Origin of the sequence: Enterococcus sp. S183_ASV_20, from assembly GCF_018919685.1 — a bacterium.
Lineage (GTDB): Bacteria > Bacillota > Bacilli > Lactobacillales > Enterococcaceae > Enterococcus > Enterococcus faecalis.
The window spans coordinates 15,716-35,188 of sequence record NZ_JAHLRI010000010.1 but is presented as its reverse complement, the minus strand read 5'-3'; the positions used below and the strand labels follow the sequence as shown (position 1 = coordinate 35,188).

Sequence of the window (19,473 nt, the reverse complement as noted above, 5' to 3'; positions counted from 1 at the left end):
TATTTGGACAAAAGTCCTCATAAAATATACCACAAAATAGTCAAAATAACCATTAAGGTTCTCTAAAAAGCTAACGGTCGACGATCCCCTTCATGGATAACCTCACGGAAGTCCGCAAACCCCGCCTCGACACCTCTCAAAAGAATTTCAGCACTGCCGATATTGGTCGCTAAAGGAATTTCATAGACATCACTTAGACGAATCAAAGCCGTCACGTCTGGTTCATGCGGTTGCGCGGAAAGAGGATCTCTTAAAAAAATAACTAAATCAATGTTGTCTTCTGATATCATTGCGCCAATCTGTTGATCCCCTCCTAATGGCCCTGATTTAAAGCAATGCACGGGTAGGCCAGTTGCTTCCATCACTTTCATGCCTGTCGTTCCTGTTGCATACAATTCATGTTTTTCTAAAATATGTTTATAAGCGGTTGCTAGTTTGATCATTAATGTTTTTTTACGATCATGAGCGATTAAAGCGATTTTCATGTTATCCAACTCCTGTCTTTGTTATATTATAACAAAAGTTTAGCGATAAATCCGCTGAGAGTGTTTGTCCTTTGTCATCTTGACGAAAAAGTCTTCTTTTTCTTGTGCAACTCTCCCTTGCTGAAAGATAGCGTTTTCATTTAAACTGTAAGTAACAAATCAAAAAGAAAAGAGTGACGTATCAAATGGTGGAAATGGCGCTTAGAAATGTGTATAAAAAATATGACAATGCAGAACATTATTCTGTTACAGATTTTAACTTAGAAATTACAGACCGTGAATTTATCGTCTTTGTCGGACCTTCTGGTTGCGGTAAATCAACAACATTGCGCATGATTGCTGGCTTAGAAGATATTACTGAAGGTGAATTATCAATTGGGGACAAAGTCATGAATGACGTTGCACCGAAAGATCGTGATATTGCCATGGTTTTCCAAAACTATGCGCTTTACCCGCATATGACTGTTTTTGATAACATGGCCTTTGGTTTAAAACTAAGAAAATATGATAAAGCTGAAATTAAAAAACGGGTGGAAAATGCTGCGGATATTCTGGGCTTAACAGAGTACTTACAACGTAAACCTGCGGCGCTTTCTGGTGGACAACGCCAACGTGTTGCACTTGGCCGGGCAATTGTTCGTGATGCCAAAGTCTTTTTAATGGATGAACCTTTATCAAACTTGGATGCAAAATTACGTGTAGCCATGCGTGCTGAAATCGCTAAACTACACCAACGTTTAGAAACTACGACAATTTATGTGACACATGACCAAACCGAAGCGATGACCATGGCTGATCGAATCGTAATTATGAAAGATGGCTTTATTCAACAAATTGGTTCACCAAAAGAAGTTTACAATACACCTAAAAATATGTTCGTAGCTGGGTTCATCGGCTCACCTGCCATGAATTTCTTCAAAGTTACCTTAAACAATGGGGTTATTTCTAACCAACATGGCTTAAAACTAGCAATTCCTGAAGGAAGAAACAAAGAGCTTGTTGAACATGGTTATGAAGGCAAAGAATTAATTTTCGGTATTCGTCCAGAAGATATTCATAGCGAACAAGTGGCTTTAACAGCAATGAAAGATGCGGTGATTAAATCTGAAGTCGTTGTTTCTGAATTATTAGGGGCTGAATCCATGCTTTATACAAAAATTGGTGATACAGAGTTTATCTCAAAAGTAGATGCTCGTGACTTCCACCATCCTGGTGAAATGATTGACTTAGCTTTTGATATTAACAAAGGACATTTCTTCGACCCTCAAACAGAAGAAGTCATTAAATAAAAAATCTCGAGGCATCCGTCACAATGACGGATGCCTCGATTGTTTCTCTTTATGCTAATTTAACCTTCTTCTTTATCACTTTGGGTTGTTTCGCTTCTGTAAAAGTTGGAATATCTACATGTTTACTTAAGGTACTTGCTAAAAAGTAGGCAATACTGAAATCCACCAAACTATGAATTAATCCACCAACGCCCATCAAAAGAAAAATAGAATACATGAAGCCGGCTGCATAATAGGTTCCTGGCAAGTTGCCCATTGTGTAAAATACAGAAACAACCACTAGCTCGGCAGCGGAATGAATCACTCCAATTCCCACGTTAAACAACTGTAATTTCCCATTTAATAAAGTGAATTTCCCCTCTTTATTAATTAAAATTTCTGGATGCTTTTGTAAAATCACTGCGCCAATGACTGCAAAAATCAAATGAGATAAGGCCCGCAAAGCAATAATCGGTGTTGCGGATAAGAAAAAACCAAAACCTGTTCCTAGACTAACCGCAATTGCCACCACTGGAGAAATAAACATGGCAATAAAAACTGGGACGTGACTTGCTAATGTAAAACTGGCTGGACCAATGGTAATTCTTGGCATAACCATTGGAATGATAATCCCCATTGCAATTAAAAGTGCTGAAATTGTTAAACGTTTTACTGAGTTTGTTTTCATTAAAACTGCCTCCTAAAGGTGTCATGACACCTTTTTGTTTTTCTCAAGTGTAGCTGAACAGCCGCAATGTGTCAAGACACATAAAAGAACTTTCTGTTATTTCTCATAAATAACAGAAAGTTCTTTTTTATACTGGTTTATTTTTTTCTAAAGCATTACTTAAACGAGCGAATTCTTCTAAAGACAATGTTTCACCACGTCTAGAAGGATCAATTTCTGCTTCAGCTAGGCTCTCTTTTAGCCAAGCCACCGTTTGTTCATCTTTCCCATAAAAATGCGTTAAGTTATTCCACAATGTTTTACGTCTTAATTGGAAACTGGCTTTGGTTAATTTGAAAAATTCTTTTTCATTGGTCACTGTCACTGCTGGTGTAGCACGGCGCGTCAATTTAATAATCGCCGAGTCAACATTGGGCTGCGGCACAAAAACCGTTTTTGGCACAATAAAGGCGACACTTGCTTCCATAAAATATTGGACAGCAATTGATAATGAGCCATAAGCTTTCGTTCCAGGTTTAGCAGCAATTCGATCAGCGACCTCTTTTTGCATCATCACAACCATTTCGGCTACATCTAAAGAAGATTCTAAAAAATGCATCATAATTGGCGTAGTAATATAGTAAGGTAGGTTAGCCACCACTTTAATCGGATACTTCTCTTGAAAAACTTGGTTGGTTGTCTCGACCAAATCAGCTTTTAAAACATCTTGATGCACCACTGTCACATTATCATAGCGACTTAAGGTATCCGCTAAGACAGGTATCAAGCGATCATCAATTTCAAAGGCCACAACTTGGGCTGCGTTCATTGCTAATTGCTCTGTTAATGCACCAATTCCAGGCCCGACTTCGACAACATTTGTCTGCTGATTAATTCCCGCTGTTTCTACAATTTTTCTTAAAATATTAGGCTCTGTCAAAAAATTTTGACCTAAACTCTTTTTAAATGAAAATCCATGCTTTTTTAATATTTCTTTGGTTCTGGATGGTGTGGCAATTTCTTTATAGTCCGTCACGCTTGTTCCTCCATGTAGTTATTCTTCGTTTGCAAGTTCTTTTAAAATACGTGTCATGCTTTCTTTCAATTCTGCTTCTGTAATCCGAAACATGCTTAACCGTTTGACTAACTGTTTGCTATTTGTATAGCCAATTCTTAGGTCATCTCCTAATAATTCACGGTATTTTTTTGCATTTGCTCCCGCTATTAAACCATATTCAACTAGTGTTTGTCTAGGAATTTCTTGATAGTCTTCACCAGCTTGAACAGGTGTTACGACTTTTTTTAATGCTTCAATAATTGCTTCATCACTAGCATGTTCAACCCCTAGGCTACCGCCATTTTTTTTAGGCACTGCGACTTTTCTTGATAAAAAAGCATGCTTTGCATCAGGGACAACTTCCATTATTGTTTTACGAATTTTTTCGCCCGAATAGTCTGGATCTGTAAAAATAATCACGCCTCTCGTTTCTTGTGCGTGTTCAATTTGTGTCAAAATTTCATCATTGATAGCAGAGCCAATCGTTTCAATCGTATCCGCTGCAACTACCTCTTGAATGCGGCGTGTGTCGTCTTTTCCTTCAACGACAATGATTTCTGCAACTTTCATTTTTTCCTTCATTTATCTATCCGAAACAAGCGATGAGCGTTGACTCTCGTTTGTTCTGCCACTTCTTCAAAGGTTAGTTGACGCAATTCAGCAATTTTTTCCACTACGTATCGTGTATAGCCTGGTTCATTCCGTTTACCACGATAAGGAACCGGGGCTAAATAGGGTGCATCTGTTTCCACCAACATTCGTTCAAGTGGTACCGCCATCGCCGCTTCTTGAACATCCAACGCCTTTTTAAACGTTACGACTCCACTAAAAGAAATATGCAAACCTAAATCTAAAAATTTCTTCATCCACTCGGCATCACCACTGAAACTATGCATGATTCCACCAATATCTGAAATTTTTTCATCTTTTAAAATTCGATAGGTATCTTCTAATGCCTCTCTCGTATGCACACTAAACGGTAAATTCATTTCCCGAGCAATCGCAATTTGACGGCGAAAGACTTTTTCTTGCACCTCTTTAGGATCCTCCATCCAGTAATAATCAAGACCGATTTCACCTAATGCGACAATTTTTGGCAACGTTAATTGTTCTTGTAATCGTCGTTCAACCTCTGGCGTATAGCTACCCGCTTCTGTTGGATGCCAACCAATGATACTATAAATATTGGCATATTCCTGACTAAGTAAAAGAGATTTTTCAATCGTTGGTTCATCAAAACCGACCACGGCCATCTCTGTAACACCCAATTCTTGGGCATGTGCAATCGTTTCTGGAATATCATCATTAAATTGTTCTGCATTCAAATGTGTATGTGTATCAAAAATCATTATGATTGCCTCCTTTATCTCCTCTCTACTTTATCATATTTCTTGAAAAATCTGAATGACTAGGCGACAAGATTCGCCATTTCCTCATAAACAGCGCTTGCATTTATGCTAAAAGTAACGTATACTATTCAGTCATGTTATTAAAAGGAGGAATCTCCATGACCGATGAAAAAATTTTTGAACAACAGCATTTAACAACGGTTTATCATGAGCTGCAAGCGGCTAAAAAAGTTTACGAAGAGCAATTGGCGAACACAATGAAAGATGGCAAACATATGCTAGAGGAATTTGGTCGCGATTCTAAGCTGAATTTTGATAGTTATGCCGATAATCTAGAAACGTTTGCCATGTTGGAAATGAAGAACCGTGAAATTGATCAGTGGAACTTAAAAAATGAAGCAACGGCTAAAAATTTAGACAAAGTGAAACGCCTATTACAAGTTCCTTATTTTGGCAAAATTGGCGTGACTTTTGAAGACAGCCCTGAAGAGCCAGAAAACTTTTATATTGGCGTAAACGATTTTACTTCTTTAGAAGAAGAAACGCGCATTCACGATTGGCGCTCACCGATTGCTTCGTTATTTTATGACAATGTTTTAGGGAAAACAGCCTACACGGCACATCAACAAACCATTCCTGTACAACTTGATTTGAAAAGACAGTTAATTATTGAAAAAGATCAATTAATCAACTATTTTGACACAACCATTGCGATTCAAGATGATGTGTTATTGCATTCTTTAGAAGAAGATGCTTCTCCTTATATGAAGGACATTACGACAACCATTCAACAAGAACAAAATCAAATAATTCGTGACGAAACGCAGCCACTCCTACTAGTCAATGGGATTGCTGGTAGTGGGAAAACGTCTGCGATTATGCAACGGATTGCTTATTTACTTTATCAACATCGAGCAGAAATTACAGCGGATAATATTTTATTACTTTCACCAAATTCAACATTTATTGATTATATTTCTCAAGTTTTACCGAATTTAGGCGAACGAAATCCCTTGAATTTGACTCTTTTACAATTTTTGCGCTTCACTACCAAAGAAGCATGGCCAATGGAAGAAGAAACGGACTATTTCGAACGCATTACTCGCTCTGAGGCAACGGAGCAAGAGCACGTTATTCGTTCAAAAGAATTTGCAACGTTTCTTTTAAGCAATCCTGAAAAAGCAGTTGTGCAGCCACATTTTTTCCGTCCTTTAACTTTTAAAAAGCAGACCTTATTTACTTCAGAAACAATTTTTAAACTTTATCAAGAAACACCAGCTGACTTGAGTATTCGCCAACGAATTTCAGCCACAAAAGAAAAATTAACCAGTCTTTGGACACGGTACTTATTAAAACAAGCCCATTCTAAAAAAATGTTGGATCAATTCCAAGATTTAACAGAAGCTGAACAAGTTCGTTATTTTGGCACAGTGATTACCGAAGATAATGAAAAACATCTGGCTGATTTTGCTTTAAAACGTTTGAAGAAAAAATATCGCTCCATCACTGCCGCTATCAAAAATGATGCTTGGCTAGATCAATGGGCCTTTTTTGAAACGTTTTATTCTTTATTCACTGAAAAATCGTATCAAAAAGAGACAGCTGTTTTCACAGCCGATGAAATTGTGGCCCTTATTTTGGTGAAACATGCATTTATTGAAAACCTCGCCAACCAGCAAATGGCTTTTATCCTAGTCGATGAAGTCCAAGATTATACAGAAGCCCAATTATTATTACTGCTGACACTTTTCCCTAAAGCTAGTTTTACTTTAGCTGGTGATGAAAATCAAGCCATTTTTAATACAGCCATTGAATTTTCTGAAGCCCATGATCTATTGGTTAACGAAACCAGCCGTTCTGTTGGAACGTATCAATTATTAAACAGTTACCGTTCAAGTAAAGAAATTACACGACTCTTCCAAACATTAGGCACTCAACCAGAGCAATTAACCATTGTGCCCATCCGGCATGATGGAGAAAAGCCGACATTTATTCCTTGTGACTCTGCGTCTGACTATCTTAAAGCAATCGTCACTTCCATTACAACTTTTGATCCGAAAGAAAGCACCGCCATTATTACTAAAACATTTGCAGAAAAAGAACAATTAACAAAAGAACTTAGTGCTTCTCTTTCACTGGAAGAGCATCCGTCACTGCAAGTTTTATCAATTGATATGGCAAAAGGTCTAGAATTTGATAATGTAATTCTTCATAACCCAAATGTTAATCGTTATTCCGACAATAAACGAGATAAAAAAATCCAGTATACTGCTATTTCTCGTGGAATGAAACGGGTCGTTTTACCTTATACCGGCACACTTTCTGAATGGTTTACACCTTACTTGGCAGCCCAGTAACTGAGACTTAAGGCGGATTTTATTTTTAGAAAAACCACTTATAATAGACGAGTAGGTACTGCTTTTTAGTTAGCAGACCTACTCGTTTGTTGTCTCTTAAGTTGAGAGGAGCGTGAGAAGGTGAAACAATCACCTGATTTAGAAAATTTTTTAAAAACCTCTATCCAAAAAATTGTAACTATTGAGCGAAAACAACAAAACCAAACCATTTGGCACTGGCTACTGCTTATTTTATTTGGCTTGCTAACCTTTGGCTCACTGACACAGCAGTTACTCCTAATTGGCTTGTTTACACTTATTGCCGCTATTGTTAAAGGTCCCTTAATGCTCGTCTGGGGAACCATCTATTCGGCGTTAGTGGCTTTGTTTCCACCTTTTGCTTTAGTCCTATCTTTACTTTTTTTTATAATTAATTTAGGCACCGTTATGAAAAGTTGGCGTATTACTTTAACAAGTGCTTACTTTTATCTAATTCCTTTAGGTTTTAGTCTCTTGAAAACGACCGACTGGGTATCAACGCCTTATTTCCTGACAGGCTTGGCTTTGTTAAGTATTTTAGGGCTGCATTTTATATTAGAGTGGCTCTATAAAAATAATAGCTTAGGCCGTTTACTCACGTGGCAAATTATTAGTGTCCCTTTTTCACTCTTACTGATCATTTTACCAAGTCGCCTAACGAAAGGCCGTTTTGGTAAAAAACGAATACCTAAAAAAGTGAAGCTCTAAAATAGAAAAGCCTAGGAAAAATCGCAAATGATTTTTTCTAGGCTTTTCTTCGATTCTTTTAATTTAAAAATTCGTTGATTTTCGATTTTAGGACGTCGATAAAACTGGAGAAAGAGAGTTCATTTGTTTGTGAATAAGTCCAATGAGCCAATAACAGAAAAACTAAAATAACCAGTATCGCAACCACTAAAAAGGTTCTAATTCTTGCCCTTCTTTTTCTACGTTGAACTGTTAGCCGTGCTTGTTCCCTTACTCTCATAGCTTCTAAATAATACGGACGCCATTTAGGATCATTTTTTCGTTGCTCATAAAATTTAAATTTATGATAAGCCATCAAACTTCCCTCACATCAAATCACTTTTCTTCTAGTATACAAAAAAAGTAGTAAAGATAAAAGGTTACAATTCACCTTTTATCTTTACTACTTATGCTTTTATGCGATTCCTGCACCATTTGGCATTTCTTTTGGTGCTTCAACAATTTGAAGTTTCCCTTCTGGTGATTCAGCTGAAAGAATCATTCCTTGGCTAATTTGACCACGCATTTTTCTTGGTTTTAAGTTAGCCACAATGACTACTTTTTTGCCAATTAGCGCAGCTGGATCTGGATAAAATTCAGCAATACCTGAAAGAATTTGACGATGGTTTTCATCTCCAGCATCTAAACGGAATTGCAATAATTTATCTGCTCCTTTGACTTTTTTACAGTCAATAACTTCGGCAACTTTTAATTCCACTTTATCGAAATCATCGTACTTAATTTGTTTTTCTTTCGTTGAAACCAACGTTGTTTCTTCTGGATTCCATTTAATATCCTCTTCTGTAGCACTTTCGCTTTGGGACATTTTCTTTTGAATATACGTTACTTCTGTTTCAATTTCTAAACGTGGGAAAATAGGTGTTCCTTTACTTGTTACTGTTACGTCTGTTGGGAACTCACCAAAATGAATATTTTCCATGTTCATTGTTTCTGGATCTAAGCCTAATTGTTCGAAAATTTTCCCTGGTGTTTCTGTCATGACTGGTTGCAATAAGATTGCCACAATTCGTAAGCTTTCCGCTAAATGGATCATGACACTTTCTAATTCATTGCGTTTCTCTTCTTCTTTAGCCAATACCCAAGGCGCTGTTTCATCAATATATTTATTGGCACGAGAAACTAGCGTCCAGATTTCTGCAATGGCCGTATTAAATTCCATTTTTTCCATTGCTTCATGATATTTTCCAATAACATTAGCCGCAGTTGTCGATAGTTCACTATCAAATGGGGTAACTTTTGAAGCATAGGCTGGTACTTTGCCATCACAATATTTATTAATCATCGCAATTGTTCGATTCAACAAGTTTCCTAAGTCATTAGCTAAATCATAATTTAAGCGAGAAACGAAATCTTCTGGTGTAAAGACGCCGTCACTACCAAATGGAATTGCTCGTAATAAATAATAACGTAACGCATCTAGACCGTAGCGTTCTACTAACATTTCAGGGTAAACAACATTTCCTTTAGATTTAGACATTTTTCCGTCTTTCATCAATAACCAACCATGTCCAAAGACTTTTTTCGGTAATGGTAAATCCAAGGCCATTAACATAATTGGCCAATAAATCGTATGGAAACGCACGATTTCTTTCCCAACCATTTGCACGTTCGCAGGCCAATATTTTTGGAATAATGAATCATCTTCTGAACCATAACCTAGTGCTGTAATATAGTTTGATAACGCATCAATCCATACGTAAACCACATGTTTTGGATCATTTTTTAATGGAATTCCCCAAGAGAAAGTCGTTCTTGAAACGGCTAAATCTTCTAATCCTGGTTTGATAAAGTTATTTAGCATCTCATTTTTACGAGATTCTGGTTGAATAAATTCTGGATGTTCTTCGTAATATTGTACCAAGCGATCCGCATATTTACTCATGCGGAAGAAATAGGATTCTTCTTTAACTAATTCGACTTCGTGACCACTTGGTGCTTTCCCACCAATGACATTGCCTTCATCGTCACGATATACTTCAGCTAATTGTGTTTCAGTGAAAAATTCTTCATCAGAAACTGAATACCAACCTTCATATTCTCCAAGGTAGATATCTCCTTGTTCTACTAAACGATCAAAAATTTGTTGCACGGCTGCCATGTGATAATCATCCGTTGTCCGAATAAATTTATCATAGCTGATATCTAATGTTTTCCATAATTTTTGAACATCTGCTGCCATTTTATCAACGTACTCTTTTGGTGTCACATTCAACTCAGCAGCTTTTTTTTCAATTTTTTGGCCATGTTCATCCACACCTGTTAAATAAAATACATCGAAACCCATTAAACGCTTGTAACGGGCCATTGCATCGCAGGCGATTGTTGTATATGAATTCCCAATATGTAATTTCCCACTTGGGTAATAAATTGGGGTGGTAATATAAAATGTTTCTTTCTGTGACATACAGAAAAAACCTCCTTTAGTCATTTTCCTAAACCCTCAGGATTTACTCCTAAACAGTATACCATAATTAGACATTATTAAACTATATTTCTTGTCGGTTTTCTCTTGAAAATGAAGAAAATGCCAGAAAGAAAAGAGAGAAACACCTGTCTATTTGACAAGTATTCCTCTCTTTTTTCGTTCATTTTTATTCTTTTGTCTCGAAACGAACGATACTATGGTGTCGTCCATAAAAGAAATAAATAGCCAAACCAATCACTACGGCTATGCCAAATACTTGCCAAGTAGCTAAAGACAATTGGAACATCAAAGCCGCGCAAACCACGATTGAAATTAATGGTAGAACCGGCACAAGTGGTACTTTAAATTCACCTGCTTGCGGTTCTCCTTTCATTGTCCGTAATTTGATAATTCCTAAAGCGAGAAACATCAGATAAAAGAGTGTCACGATATTTGTAAGTTCAGCCAACATCTCCATTGGAACAATCCCAGCAAAAACCATTGCTAAAAATCCAGCTACATAGGTTGCATTCTTAGGTGTGTGCCGCTTCTCATCGATTTTGCTCATAAACTGCGGCAATAATCCATCTTTACTAATCGCATAAATCACACGGGCTAAACTGTACATCATCGCAATCGTCACTGTTAATAAGGTTAAAATAGCACCAACTGAAATGATTGTCGCGATTGCGCCATGATTAATGAAGCGCATCGCAAAAGCCACCGGATCCTTGACCCCTAAATCCGTAAATGGAACAATCCCAGTTAAAACTAACGTAACAACAATATATAACAATGTTGAAATAATAATGGAACCAATAATCCCTTTTGGAATATCTTTTTTCGGATTCTTCACTTCCTCCGCGGCCATGCTGACCGCATCAAACCCTAGAAAGGCAAAGAAAACTAAAGCAGCACCACTGAAAACGCCTGAAAAACCATAAGGAATAAATGGTTGCCAGTTCGTTGGTTTCACATAAAAGATTCCCACGAGAACAAATAATAAAATAATCCCAAACTTCACGAAAACCATTAAGTTATTTAAACGTAACGCTGTTTTCGCTTCTAAAGATACCCAAAAAGTTACGGCTACAACGACCAACATGGCAATCAAATCAATATATGTACCATTTGTTGGATTATAAGCGCCACTTAACGCTTGCGGTAAAGAAAAACCTAAGCTATCCAAAAAGCCATGAACATAGCCTGACCAACCTGAAGCAACGGATGAAACCGCCAAGAAAAACTCACAAATAATCATCCAACCAGTCATCCAAGCCACAATTTCTCCAAAGACCACATACATGTAGGCATACGGCCCACCAATGACCGGAATACGTGATGCAAATTCTGCATAGCATAAACCAGATAAAATAATCGCGGCTGCTGCTACCAGAAATGATAAGACGAGCCCTGGACCTGCATAGCGTTCCGCTGCGACACCTGTCACAACAAAAATCCCTGTTCCTACTACAGCCCCAATTCCTAGAAAAATTAAGTCCATCGTCTTAAGATTTTTTTTCATCCCACCACTGTCATTGACAGGCACAGTGATTTCTTTTTTTCTGAAAATAGACATGTGTTTACCCCCGTAAAAAAAATAAGCGTAAATAAACTATTTACGCTTTCATATACCCTAAAAGAATACCACCTAGAATAACAAAAATGCAACCAAAAATAACATAAAACATTTCTTTTTTTGATTTTCTTTCGCCTAAAAGGAAGATGCCCCCAAGAGTCGAAATAATAATCCCCATTTGTGATAAAGAGAAGCTAATAGCTAAGCCAATTTCACGCATGGTTAATAACATACAAATATTTCCTAAGCCCCAAAGCAGACCCGTCGTCATATTCATCCAAACAAAACGATCAACTTTGACTTTTTTGAAAGCAAAGAAACTAGCCCCCACTAACATACCAATACTTTGTGGCAAAATAATTCCCCACGGATCTAAACCAGTGGCATTAATAATGATGGTATAGACACCATACCCAACTGTTGAGAAAATCAACGCCCGAATCCCTTTATTAAAATCTAACATACTGTTTGAGGTTTTCGGTTGACTATCATCATCTTGTCGAGCTGTTAAATACACCCCAAAAACTAAAAAGGCTAAAGCGATAAAGCCCACAACAAAGTCTTTTGTTTTTGTCCATTCATGGAAAAAAACAGCCCCTGCAACGGTATTAACAACTAACTGCATCCCAGTTGAAATTGGTAAGCCAACTGAAACGCCCATATATTTCATGCTATGAAATTGTTGATTCTGTCCCAAACTCCAGAATAAACCAGATATAAATCCAACAATTAATGTGGCTGTCGTCAACGTAGGCTGGATGACAAAAAAGACAACAATTGAAAATAGTAATGCGCCGATTGTCATACCTAACGTTTGTTGATTGGCGCTTCCACCAATTTTACCGCTGACTAAACCAATACTGCCCCACGCAATCATGGGCACTAAAGCGATAAGTAAACTCATAATATTCTCCTAACAAATTTATTTCATTTCATTCTAACAATAAAAACGTTTTCTAAACAACTAAGAAGAGTAAGAGAAGTTAGCAAGAAAGTTTTAATAAATAAAAAAAGGCCTATCACCTCTTTAATTTGCTGATAGACCTACTTTTTATTTCACTTCATTATAATAACTGAGGGAAGGGAAAAACAATGTCATCGTCGTACCTTGCCCTTCTGTCGATTCGACTGTTAAATCATGACCTAACTTTTTCGCTAAGCTATGGGCCAAATACAGGCCAAGACCAGTCGAATGCTGTTCGCTTTTTCGCCCGTTTTCACCAGTAAATCCTTTATCGAAAATGCGTCGTTGATCTTGTGTCGGAATGCCAATCCCAGAATCTTTTAAAGATAAATAAATACCTTGTTTATTTTTGGAAATTAGGACCGTAATCGTGCCGCCTTCTGGCGTATACTTGACTGCATTACTTAATAATTGGCGGAAAATAAAAATGACCCATTTTCGGTCGGTTAAAACCGCTTCATCTTCCCCTTCAATTGAGAATTGCAATCTTTTTTGGATAAAATAATTTGCTTGCGTACGAACAACAGATTGCACAATTTCTTTTAAAGAATATTCTTGGAGTAAATAATCTCGAGAAAAGCTGTCCAGTCTAGCATAATATAGGACTTGCTCGACATATTCATCAATTTTACCTAACTCATTTTCCAATAGATAATATTTTTTCTCTGGAATATCATCTTCGACAGATTGTACCAGTAACGTGATAGCCGCTAGGGGGACTTTGATTTCATGAACCCAAGAGTCAATGTAATCTTTTTGGTCCTGTTGGTTGTTAATTGCTTGCTGCATGGTTTGTTGGTGCTCTTGCAATAAACCGTTAATATACGTTTGGACAAGTAGTTCTTCTTCTTTTTCTGCTGTATTCAAATATTCTTGTAAAGAAGGCGGCTCTTTTTCCGTTGCCAACGAAAGCCACCACTTACGTTTTAAATAATAATCAATTGTTAAAAATAGCGATAAAAAAACACTTTGCAGTAAAAAGATATAGCCAACCACTGTCCAATCTAAGCGGACATTAGGAGCCAACCATAAAATAAAACAAGTTAAGAACAGAAAAAATAACCAACCAATTAGTAATAACCAGCGATCTTTTAAATACTTTAGAATGGTCATTGTCTACTCCTATCTAGGGCACCATATAACCGACGCCCACTTTGGTTTCAATATAGCCAGCAATCCCTGCTTGCTCAATTTTTTTTCGTAAACGATTGATATTTACCGTCAACGTATTGTCATCCACAAAACGTTCATCGTCCCATAAAGCGCGCAATAGTTTTTCACGTGTTAAAATTTTTCCGTGCTTTTTCATTAAAAGATACAGTAATCGGTATTCATTTTTACTTAAATCGATCATTTCACCTCTGATTTCCATTCGTCCATTGTCCACATTTAAAGTAATGCCATTATGTGAAAGCACTTCACTATCCGTATCGGAATAGTTATAAGAGCGACGCAACAAAGCATTGATTTTAGCAATTAAAACATCTATCTGGAACGGTTTTGTGACAAAATCATCCGCGCCCATGTTCATCGCCATAATCATATCCATATTGGTACTACGACTCGAAATAAAAATAATTGGTACTTTAGAAACTTCACGAATTTTTTGACACCAATAGTACCCATCGTACACAGGTAAATTAATATCCATCAAAACTAATTGGGGATTCTCCTCTTGAAAATCATCCAATACATCATTAAAATCGGTTGTTCCAATCGTTTCAAATTGCCATTTTTGTAATTCCTCGCTAATTAATTCTCGAATGGTTGTTTCATCTTCGACAATCATGATTTTAGCCATGCAATCCCACCTCTTTTATTTCTAAATTTTCATCTTTCTTATCCTAACAAACTTCATTCTTTTTGGATATAGGACTTTATGATGATTTTTACACTATTTCAAAAATAGGCGCTAATAATTCCCATTCTGATAACATGATGAATTTGCCAACGAAAGCAAAAATACCATCTAATAATAACACAGACATATTAATTCCTAATATAATAGAAGCTTTTTCGACAATTGGCATGGACTTTTTATTTTTCAAAATAAGATATAAAACAAAGTTCGTTCCATAAGTAAAAACTGTTAACAACACAATTAACTCAATCATTTTACCACTTCCTATTTCGGACTTTTCATTTTTCCTTCAATAATTTACTACTCTTAATTATAGCATAATCTTATAAAAAAATCGGCAGAGTCCTAACCCTTAAGATAAACAACAGAATAGAAGCAGCCTCTTTGGAACTCGCAAGAATCGAGCCTTTTTTAAGAGTTGAAGGTCTCAATCCTTAAAAGACAAGTCCTTCAACTCTAGTATGTTCCATGTATTGGAATTGATACCAACGTAACGAAGTGTAGTCGATCAGACAACCTCAGTTTTTCTAATGATTATATTTGTCATACACTTCTTTTAACTGGTTTAAATCTATTTTTTTCATTTGGTACAATTTTTTGGTCACTTCATTTGCTCTAGCTGGATTTGAGTCAGATAAATAACATTTCAGTTCAGGATTGCCTGTTTGCCAACTGACTCCAAATTGATCTTCCATCCAGCCACACGGCCATTCTTTCCCTTTAGCAGTCACTTGTTGCCATAGCCGATCTATTTCCTCCTGATTTTCACAATCAATATAAATGGAGAAAGCCATGGTAAAATCAAAATCATGTTTATCTCGTGCATCCATTACTCGAAACGGTTGCTCCTGTAATGTGAAAAGTGCTTGCGCAACGTTCCCATCTTCATATTCAACTTTTTCAATTATTTCGCCTGGACCGAAAATCGCCAACCATTCTGATAGAGCTTTGGCTGCTTCGCCATATTTTTCATTAGCAAACATAAAGGTTGGTACAATTGTTTGTTCTTTTCCTGAAAAAGACACTTGCCAAGAGACACCAAATTTGTCCACTACCCAACCATATAAAGGACTAAAAGGATATTCCCCAAAAGGCATCAATATCTGTCCATCTGCTGTTAAATTTTTCCACAACGTTTCTGTTTGTGATAATGTTTTACATTCAACAAAAAATGAACTAGCTGGCGTAAAGGAAAATTCTGGTCCGCCATTTAAACCAATGATTGTTTGGTTCGCCAAGGTAAATTCAATGGTCATTAATGATGTTCCTTGAGGTTGATGCTCCTCATTAACGTAGTTCGTTTTACTTAGAATCGCACCTTTTTCAAAAATTGTTGTATAGAAGTTAGCAGCTTCTTCCGCTTGTGTGTCAAACCATAAACAAGGTGAAAATTTAGGCATTGTGGTTCCCTCCTTCGTTTTCTTTAGTGTAGTCAAAGATTGATAAATAAACAAAGAGAACGTTTTAGTATTTATTCATTTCCTTCTGATAGAATCGATAAATTGCTTGTTTTACTTCTTGAAGCAAGGAGGATTTTAAATGTCCCCGTGTCAAAAAATAAAAGGAACGCCAATACTTTTCACCTAACGTTTGGAAAGGAATTTTTTCAGTAATCGCTTTTCTTGAGAGCAACGATTGCCCCATGCCCAATTCCAACATTTTAACAATCATTTCATTATTTTTAACCGTCATGAGTGTTGGGCTTTGATTACTTTCTTCTAAATACTGTTGGGTATAATGAAAGACCCCAGAATCCTTTTCACGTACCAACCAATTCTGATTGGCAGGGTCCCCAGCTAAAACCAATTGATCCTGAATAATTTCTTCACGAGAGGCGCCTTTCGTAATTAATGGTTTTTCGATAAAGCCAAAATCAACTTGATGTTTTTCAACTTTTTCCACTACTTCTTCTGAATTGTTCATTTCTAAAACAAAATTGATCGTTGCATACTTTGTCTGTAAATGTTGCATCAGTTGCGGCAAATAATAAACTGCAAAAGTATTAGACGCAGCAATTCGGCAAGTTTCTTTAGGTAATCTCGCCTGATGAAGAGCTGTTAATGTTTCTTGCCAATCATCAGCTAAATTTAGCAAACGATTATACAAGACTTCTGCTTGCCTAGTAGGGACTACATCTTGTCGACCATTTCTTAAAAACAATGAACAGCCTAATTCTTCTTCTAATTGTTTGATTTGATTAGAAACGGCTGGTTGTGAGATATATAGGCAGGTAGCTGCTTTGGAAAAGTTCATTTGCTCATACACAATTTGAAAAGTCTTTAATAATTTAAACATAGGTATCCTTTCGATAACTTTCTATTATAAATATTATTTTAACTATTTATTTCTCAAATGTAAAAAATTTCGTTATACTGGAAGTAATGAACAAGAAAGAGAGATTTTTTCAATGAAAAATTCAGAAAATGATTATATCCAATCTTTATTCCAAATTCTTCCCGGCTTGCTAACAGCTTTCCTTGTCGCCTGCCTTAGCAAGTTTCTTGCCATCTGGTTACCTAGCTTAGGCGCCGCAACGATAGCTATTTTACTAGGAATCTTTTTGGGAAATACCTTTGTTCGCGGTGCCAATTTAAATCGCGGAACCAAAGTAGCCGAAAGTAAATTACTAGAATTTTCTGTTGTTTTATTGGGAACCACCGTGACCTTTCAAACGATTGCCCAAATTGGCTTACAAGGTGTCGCATTTATTCTCATTCAAATGTCGCTGACCATTATTTTTGCCTATTTGATCGGTAAAAAACTGGCTTTTTCTGATAATATGTCTTTATTGATGGCTGGTGGTAATGCCGTTTGTGGATCCTCTGCCATTGCTTCGATTGCTCCAGCAATTCAAGCAGATGAGGAAGAAAAAGGCCAAATCATTACTTTAGTAAACTTATTAGGAACCGTTTTAATGTTGACCTTACCCATTTTAAGTGGGATTCTCTATGGTACCAATTTGTTGGCTCGTAGCGCACTAATCGGAGGGACTTTACAATCAGTTGGTCAGGTTGTCGCCAGTGCCAATATGGTCAATGAGAACGCAGTTCAACTTGCGATGCTCTTTAAAATTATGCGAATTGTCCTACTCGTAGCAGTTGTCTATTTATTTGGACGTTTCAAGCAAAGTAAGACGGCAGAATCAGAGGCTGAGTTGGTAGAAGTCACCAAAAAAAGTAGCGCCCTACCTTGGTATGTAGTTGGCTTTTTCATTGCCTGTGTCTTTAATAGTTTGATTCATTTCCCCGTCGTGATCAGTGAGACTGCTCATTTCTTTAGTTCTTGGTTTGAAATTACTGCCTTGGCAGCAATCGGGTTACGACTCGATTTTAAAAAGTTTTTCCAAGAAGGCAAACGTTTCTTAATCTATGGTTTATCAGTAGGAACTGTTCAAGTCGGCCTAGCCATTTTGTTGTTGGCACTGCTACAGTTCTAATAAAAAAGTTTGACGTTAACACGTCAAACTTTTTTATTTCAGCTTATTCATGCTATTATGAATAAGGTTTTATTAACTTAAAGGAGTTTTTCGATGTTATTTAGTTTTAAAAAAAACGAATGGTTAGGCAATGAACGAAATGATCTATTTGCCGGTCTCGTTTCTTCTGTCGCCATTTTACCAGAAGTAATCGGGTTTGCGATTATTGCTGGTGTTCACCCGCTTTCTGCAGTGTTTGCTTCAGCAGTTACTTTACTTGTGATTACTTTTACGGGCGGCCGTCCGGCAATGGTTTCGGCGTCTGCTGGTTCAATGGCCTTAGTCCTTGCAGGCTTAATTCAAGCACACGGTTTGTCATACATGCTTGCTGCGACTATTTTAACAGGCTTTCTACAATTTATTTTAGGTTATTTAGGTATCCATAAATTAATGCGCTTTATTCCCAAGACAGTGATGTACGGATTCGTCAATGCGTTAGCCATTTTAATTTTCATGGCGCAAGTACAACAATTGCCTCATCAAACACTGTGGTCCTACGGCATGATTATCTGTAGTATCTTACTTATTTATCTATTACCTAAGTTTATTACAATTGTGCCTCCTGCTTTAATTGTTATTTTATTCATGACTATCCTGTCCTATTTTTTAAAAGGTCATTTACAAACGGTAGGTGATCTTGGTGAAATGAGTCAGTTTCATCCAGCGATCCGTTGGCCTAATGTACCCGTCAACTTAGAAACGTTGCGGATTATTTTACCTAGCTCTGTTGCCTTAGCAATGGTCGGGTTAATTGAATCTTTATTGACGATCCCCATTGTGGACAAAATGACAGCGAGCCAAAGTGATAGCCAACGAGAAGTTAAGGCGCAAGGATTCGCTAATATAATTACCGGCTTTTTTGGTGGTCAAGCTGGCTGTGCGATGATTGGGCAAGCGGTCATTAATGTTAAATCAGGGGGACGAAAACGGCTTTCTACTTTGATTTCAGGTATTACCCTCCTTCTATTCATTTTTGTTTTTAAATCTGTGATGGTAGCCATTCCTACAGCTGCATTGATTGGGATCATGATGACGGTGGCAGTCGACACCTTTGATTGGGAAAGTTTGCAGCTTTTCCGAACTTTTGAAATTACTGAAATTGTTATTTTACTCGTGACAGTGGGTGTGATCGTCTATACGCATAATTTAGCGATTGGAATTATTCTAGGTGTTCTTTTAAGTGGTCTTCTTTATCATTTTTTCAAAAAAGAACCAAAAAAAAGTTGCTAGCTTTAGCAACTT

19 protein-coding genes are annotated in these 19,473 nt (G+C 36.9%); 5 read left to right on the top strand and 14 right to left on the bottom strand.

The annotated features are described in order from the left end of the window. Positions 1 to 62: 62 nt before the first annotated feature. Positions 63 to 485: a methylglyoxal synthase gene (gene mgsA, locus KQI94_RS05465; protein ID WP_002355823.1), complete on the bottom strand. Its 423-nt coding sequence runs from the start codon at positions 483 to 485 to the stop codon at positions 63 to 65. A gap of 185 nt (positions 486 to 670) precedes the next feature. Between mgsA and ugpC the strand changes: the two genes are divergently transcribed. Next, entirely contained in the window at positions 671 to 1,774 is a 1,104-nt protein-coding gene (gene ugpC / locus KQI94_RS05460; protein ID WP_002355822.1) for a sn-glycerol-3-phosphate ABC transporter ATP-binding protein UgpC, read from the top strand. 49 nt (positions 1,775 to 1,823) lie between these two features. Here ugpC and KQI94_RS05455 read toward each other — a convergent pair whose 3' ends face one another. The 4 genes from KQI94_RS05455 to KQI94_RS05440 all read right to left on the bottom strand — a co-directional run bounded on the left by KQI94_RS05455 (position 1,824) and on the right by KQI94_RS05440 (position 4,826). After that, complete coding sequence (locus KQI94_RS05455; RefSeq protein WP_002368174.1) at positions 1,824 to 2,441, bottom strand: hypothetical protein; 618 nt, start codon at positions 2,439 to 2,441, stop codon at positions 1,824 to 1,826. Positions 2,442 to 2,568: 127 nt separating this feature from the next. Next, complete coding sequence (rsmA, locus tag KQI94_RS05450; RefSeq protein ID WP_002358849.1) at positions 2,569 to 3,456, bottom strand: 16S rRNA (adenine(1518)-N(6)/adenine(1519)-N(6))-dimethyltransferase RsmA; 888 nt, start codon at positions 3,454 to 3,456, stop codon at positions 2,569 to 2,571. Between the two features lie 18 nt (positions 3,457 to 3,474). After that, positions 3,475 to 4,059: a ribonuclease M5 gene (gene rnmV / locus KQI94_RS05445; RefSeq protein WP_002368172.1), complete on the bottom strand. Its 585-nt coding sequence runs from the start codon at positions 4,057 to 4,059 to the stop codon at positions 3,475 to 3,477. Further along, positions 4,056 to 4,826 (bottom strand): TatD family hydrolase, encoded by a 771-nt coding sequence (locus KQI94_RS05440; RefSeq protein WP_002358846.1) that lies wholly within the window; start codon positions 4,824 to 4,826, stop codon positions 4,056 to 4,058. Before KQI94_RS05440 ends, rnmV begins: the two co-directional genes overlap by 4 nt. Before the next feature lie 134 nt (positions 4,827 to 4,960). On the opposite strand from KQI94_RS05440, the gene KQI94_RS05435 reads away from it, so the two are divergent. Then, complete coding sequence (locus KQI94_RS05435) at positions 4,961 to 7,183, top strand: UvrD-helicase domain-containing protein (RefSeq protein ID WP_002368170.1); 2,223 nt, start codon at positions 4,961 to 4,963, stop codon at positions 7,181 to 7,183. 120 nt (positions 7,184 to 7,303) lie between these two features. Next, positions 7,304 to 7,909 carry a hypothetical protein gene (locus KQI94_RS05430; protein ID WP_002390389.1) on the top strand — a complete coding sequence of 202 codons (606 nt, stop codon included), beginning with the start codon at positions 7,304 to 7,306 and terminating at the stop codon, positions 7,907 to 7,909. Between the two features lie 58 nt (positions 7,910 to 7,967). Here KQI94_RS05430 and KQI94_RS05425 read toward each other — a convergent pair whose 3' ends face one another. The 9 genes from KQI94_RS05425 to KQI94_RS05385 form a co-directional block, all read right to left on the bottom strand. Beyond that, positions 7,968 to 8,243, bottom strand: coding sequence for a hypothetical protein (locus KQI94_RS05425; RefSeq protein ID WP_002361374.1), 276 nt, complete (start codon positions 8,241 to 8,243; stop codon positions 7,968 to 7,970). Positions 8,244 to 8,342: 99 nt separating this feature from the next. Continuing rightward, complete coding sequence (metG, locus tag KQI94_RS05420) at positions 8,343 to 10,352, bottom strand: methionine--tRNA ligase (protein ID WP_002355813.1); 2,010 nt, start codon at positions 10,350 to 10,352, stop codon at positions 8,343 to 8,345. 187 nt (positions 10,353 to 10,539) lie between these two features. Then, entirely contained in the window at positions 10,540 to 11,931 is a 1,392-nt protein-coding gene (locus tag KQI94_RS05415) for an amino acid permease (RefSeq protein ID WP_002355812.1), read from the bottom strand. Between the two features lie 40 nt (positions 11,932 to 11,971). Next, positions 11,972 to 12,835, bottom strand: coding sequence for a GRP family sugar transporter (locus tag KQI94_RS05410; RefSeq protein WP_002355811.1), 864 nt, complete (start codon positions 12,833 to 12,835; stop codon positions 11,972 to 11,974). 147 nt (positions 12,836 to 12,982) lie between these two features. Then, a complete protein-coding gene (locus KQI94_RS05405; RefSeq protein WP_002361370.1) occupies positions 12,983 to 14,008 on the bottom strand; it encodes a sensor histidine kinase in 1,026 nt (341 codons plus the stop codon). Between the two features lie 13 nt (positions 14,009 to 14,021). Beyond that, positions 14,022 to 14,696 carry a response regulator transcription factor gene (locus tag KQI94_RS05400; RefSeq protein ID WP_002358841.1) on the bottom strand — a complete coding sequence of 225 codons (675 nt, stop codon included), beginning with the start codon at positions 14,694 to 14,696 and terminating at the stop codon, positions 14,022 to 14,024. An 88-nt stretch (positions 14,697 to 14,784) separates the two neighbouring features. Continuing rightward, on the bottom strand, positions 14,785 to 15,009 hold the full coding sequence (locus KQI94_RS05395; RefSeq protein ID WP_002368169.1) for a hypothetical protein: 225 nt from the start codon (positions 15,007 to 15,009) through the stop codon (positions 14,785 to 14,787). A gap of 274 nt (positions 15,010 to 15,283) precedes the next feature. Next, positions 15,284 to 16,156: a VOC family protein gene (locus KQI94_RS05390; protein ID WP_002368168.1), complete on the bottom strand. Its 873-nt coding sequence runs from the start codon at positions 16,154 to 16,156 to the stop codon at positions 15,284 to 15,286. A 64-nt stretch (positions 16,157 to 16,220) separates the two neighbouring features. Further along, a complete protein-coding gene (locus tag KQI94_RS05385; RefSeq protein ID WP_002368167.1) occupies positions 16,221 to 17,051 on the bottom strand; it encodes a LysR family transcriptional regulator in 831 nt (276 codons plus the stop codon). 112 nt (positions 17,052 to 17,163) lie between these two features. Here KQI94_RS05385 and KQI94_RS05380 point away from each other — a divergent pair, with 112 nt between their 5' ends. Continuing rightward, on the top strand, positions 17,164 to 18,192 hold the full coding sequence (locus tag KQI94_RS05380) for a putative sulfate exporter family transporter (RefSeq protein ID WP_002368166.1): 1,029 nt from the start codon (positions 17,164 to 17,166) through the stop codon (positions 18,190 to 18,192). Positions 18,193 to 18,285: 93 nt separating this feature from the next. Further along, positions 18,286 to 19,461: a SulP family inorganic anion transporter gene (locus tag KQI94_RS05375; protein WP_002368165.1), complete on the top strand. Its 1,176-nt coding sequence runs from the start codon at positions 18,286 to 18,288 to the stop codon at positions 19,459 to 19,461. Positions 19,462 to 19,473 lie beyond the last annotated feature (12 nt).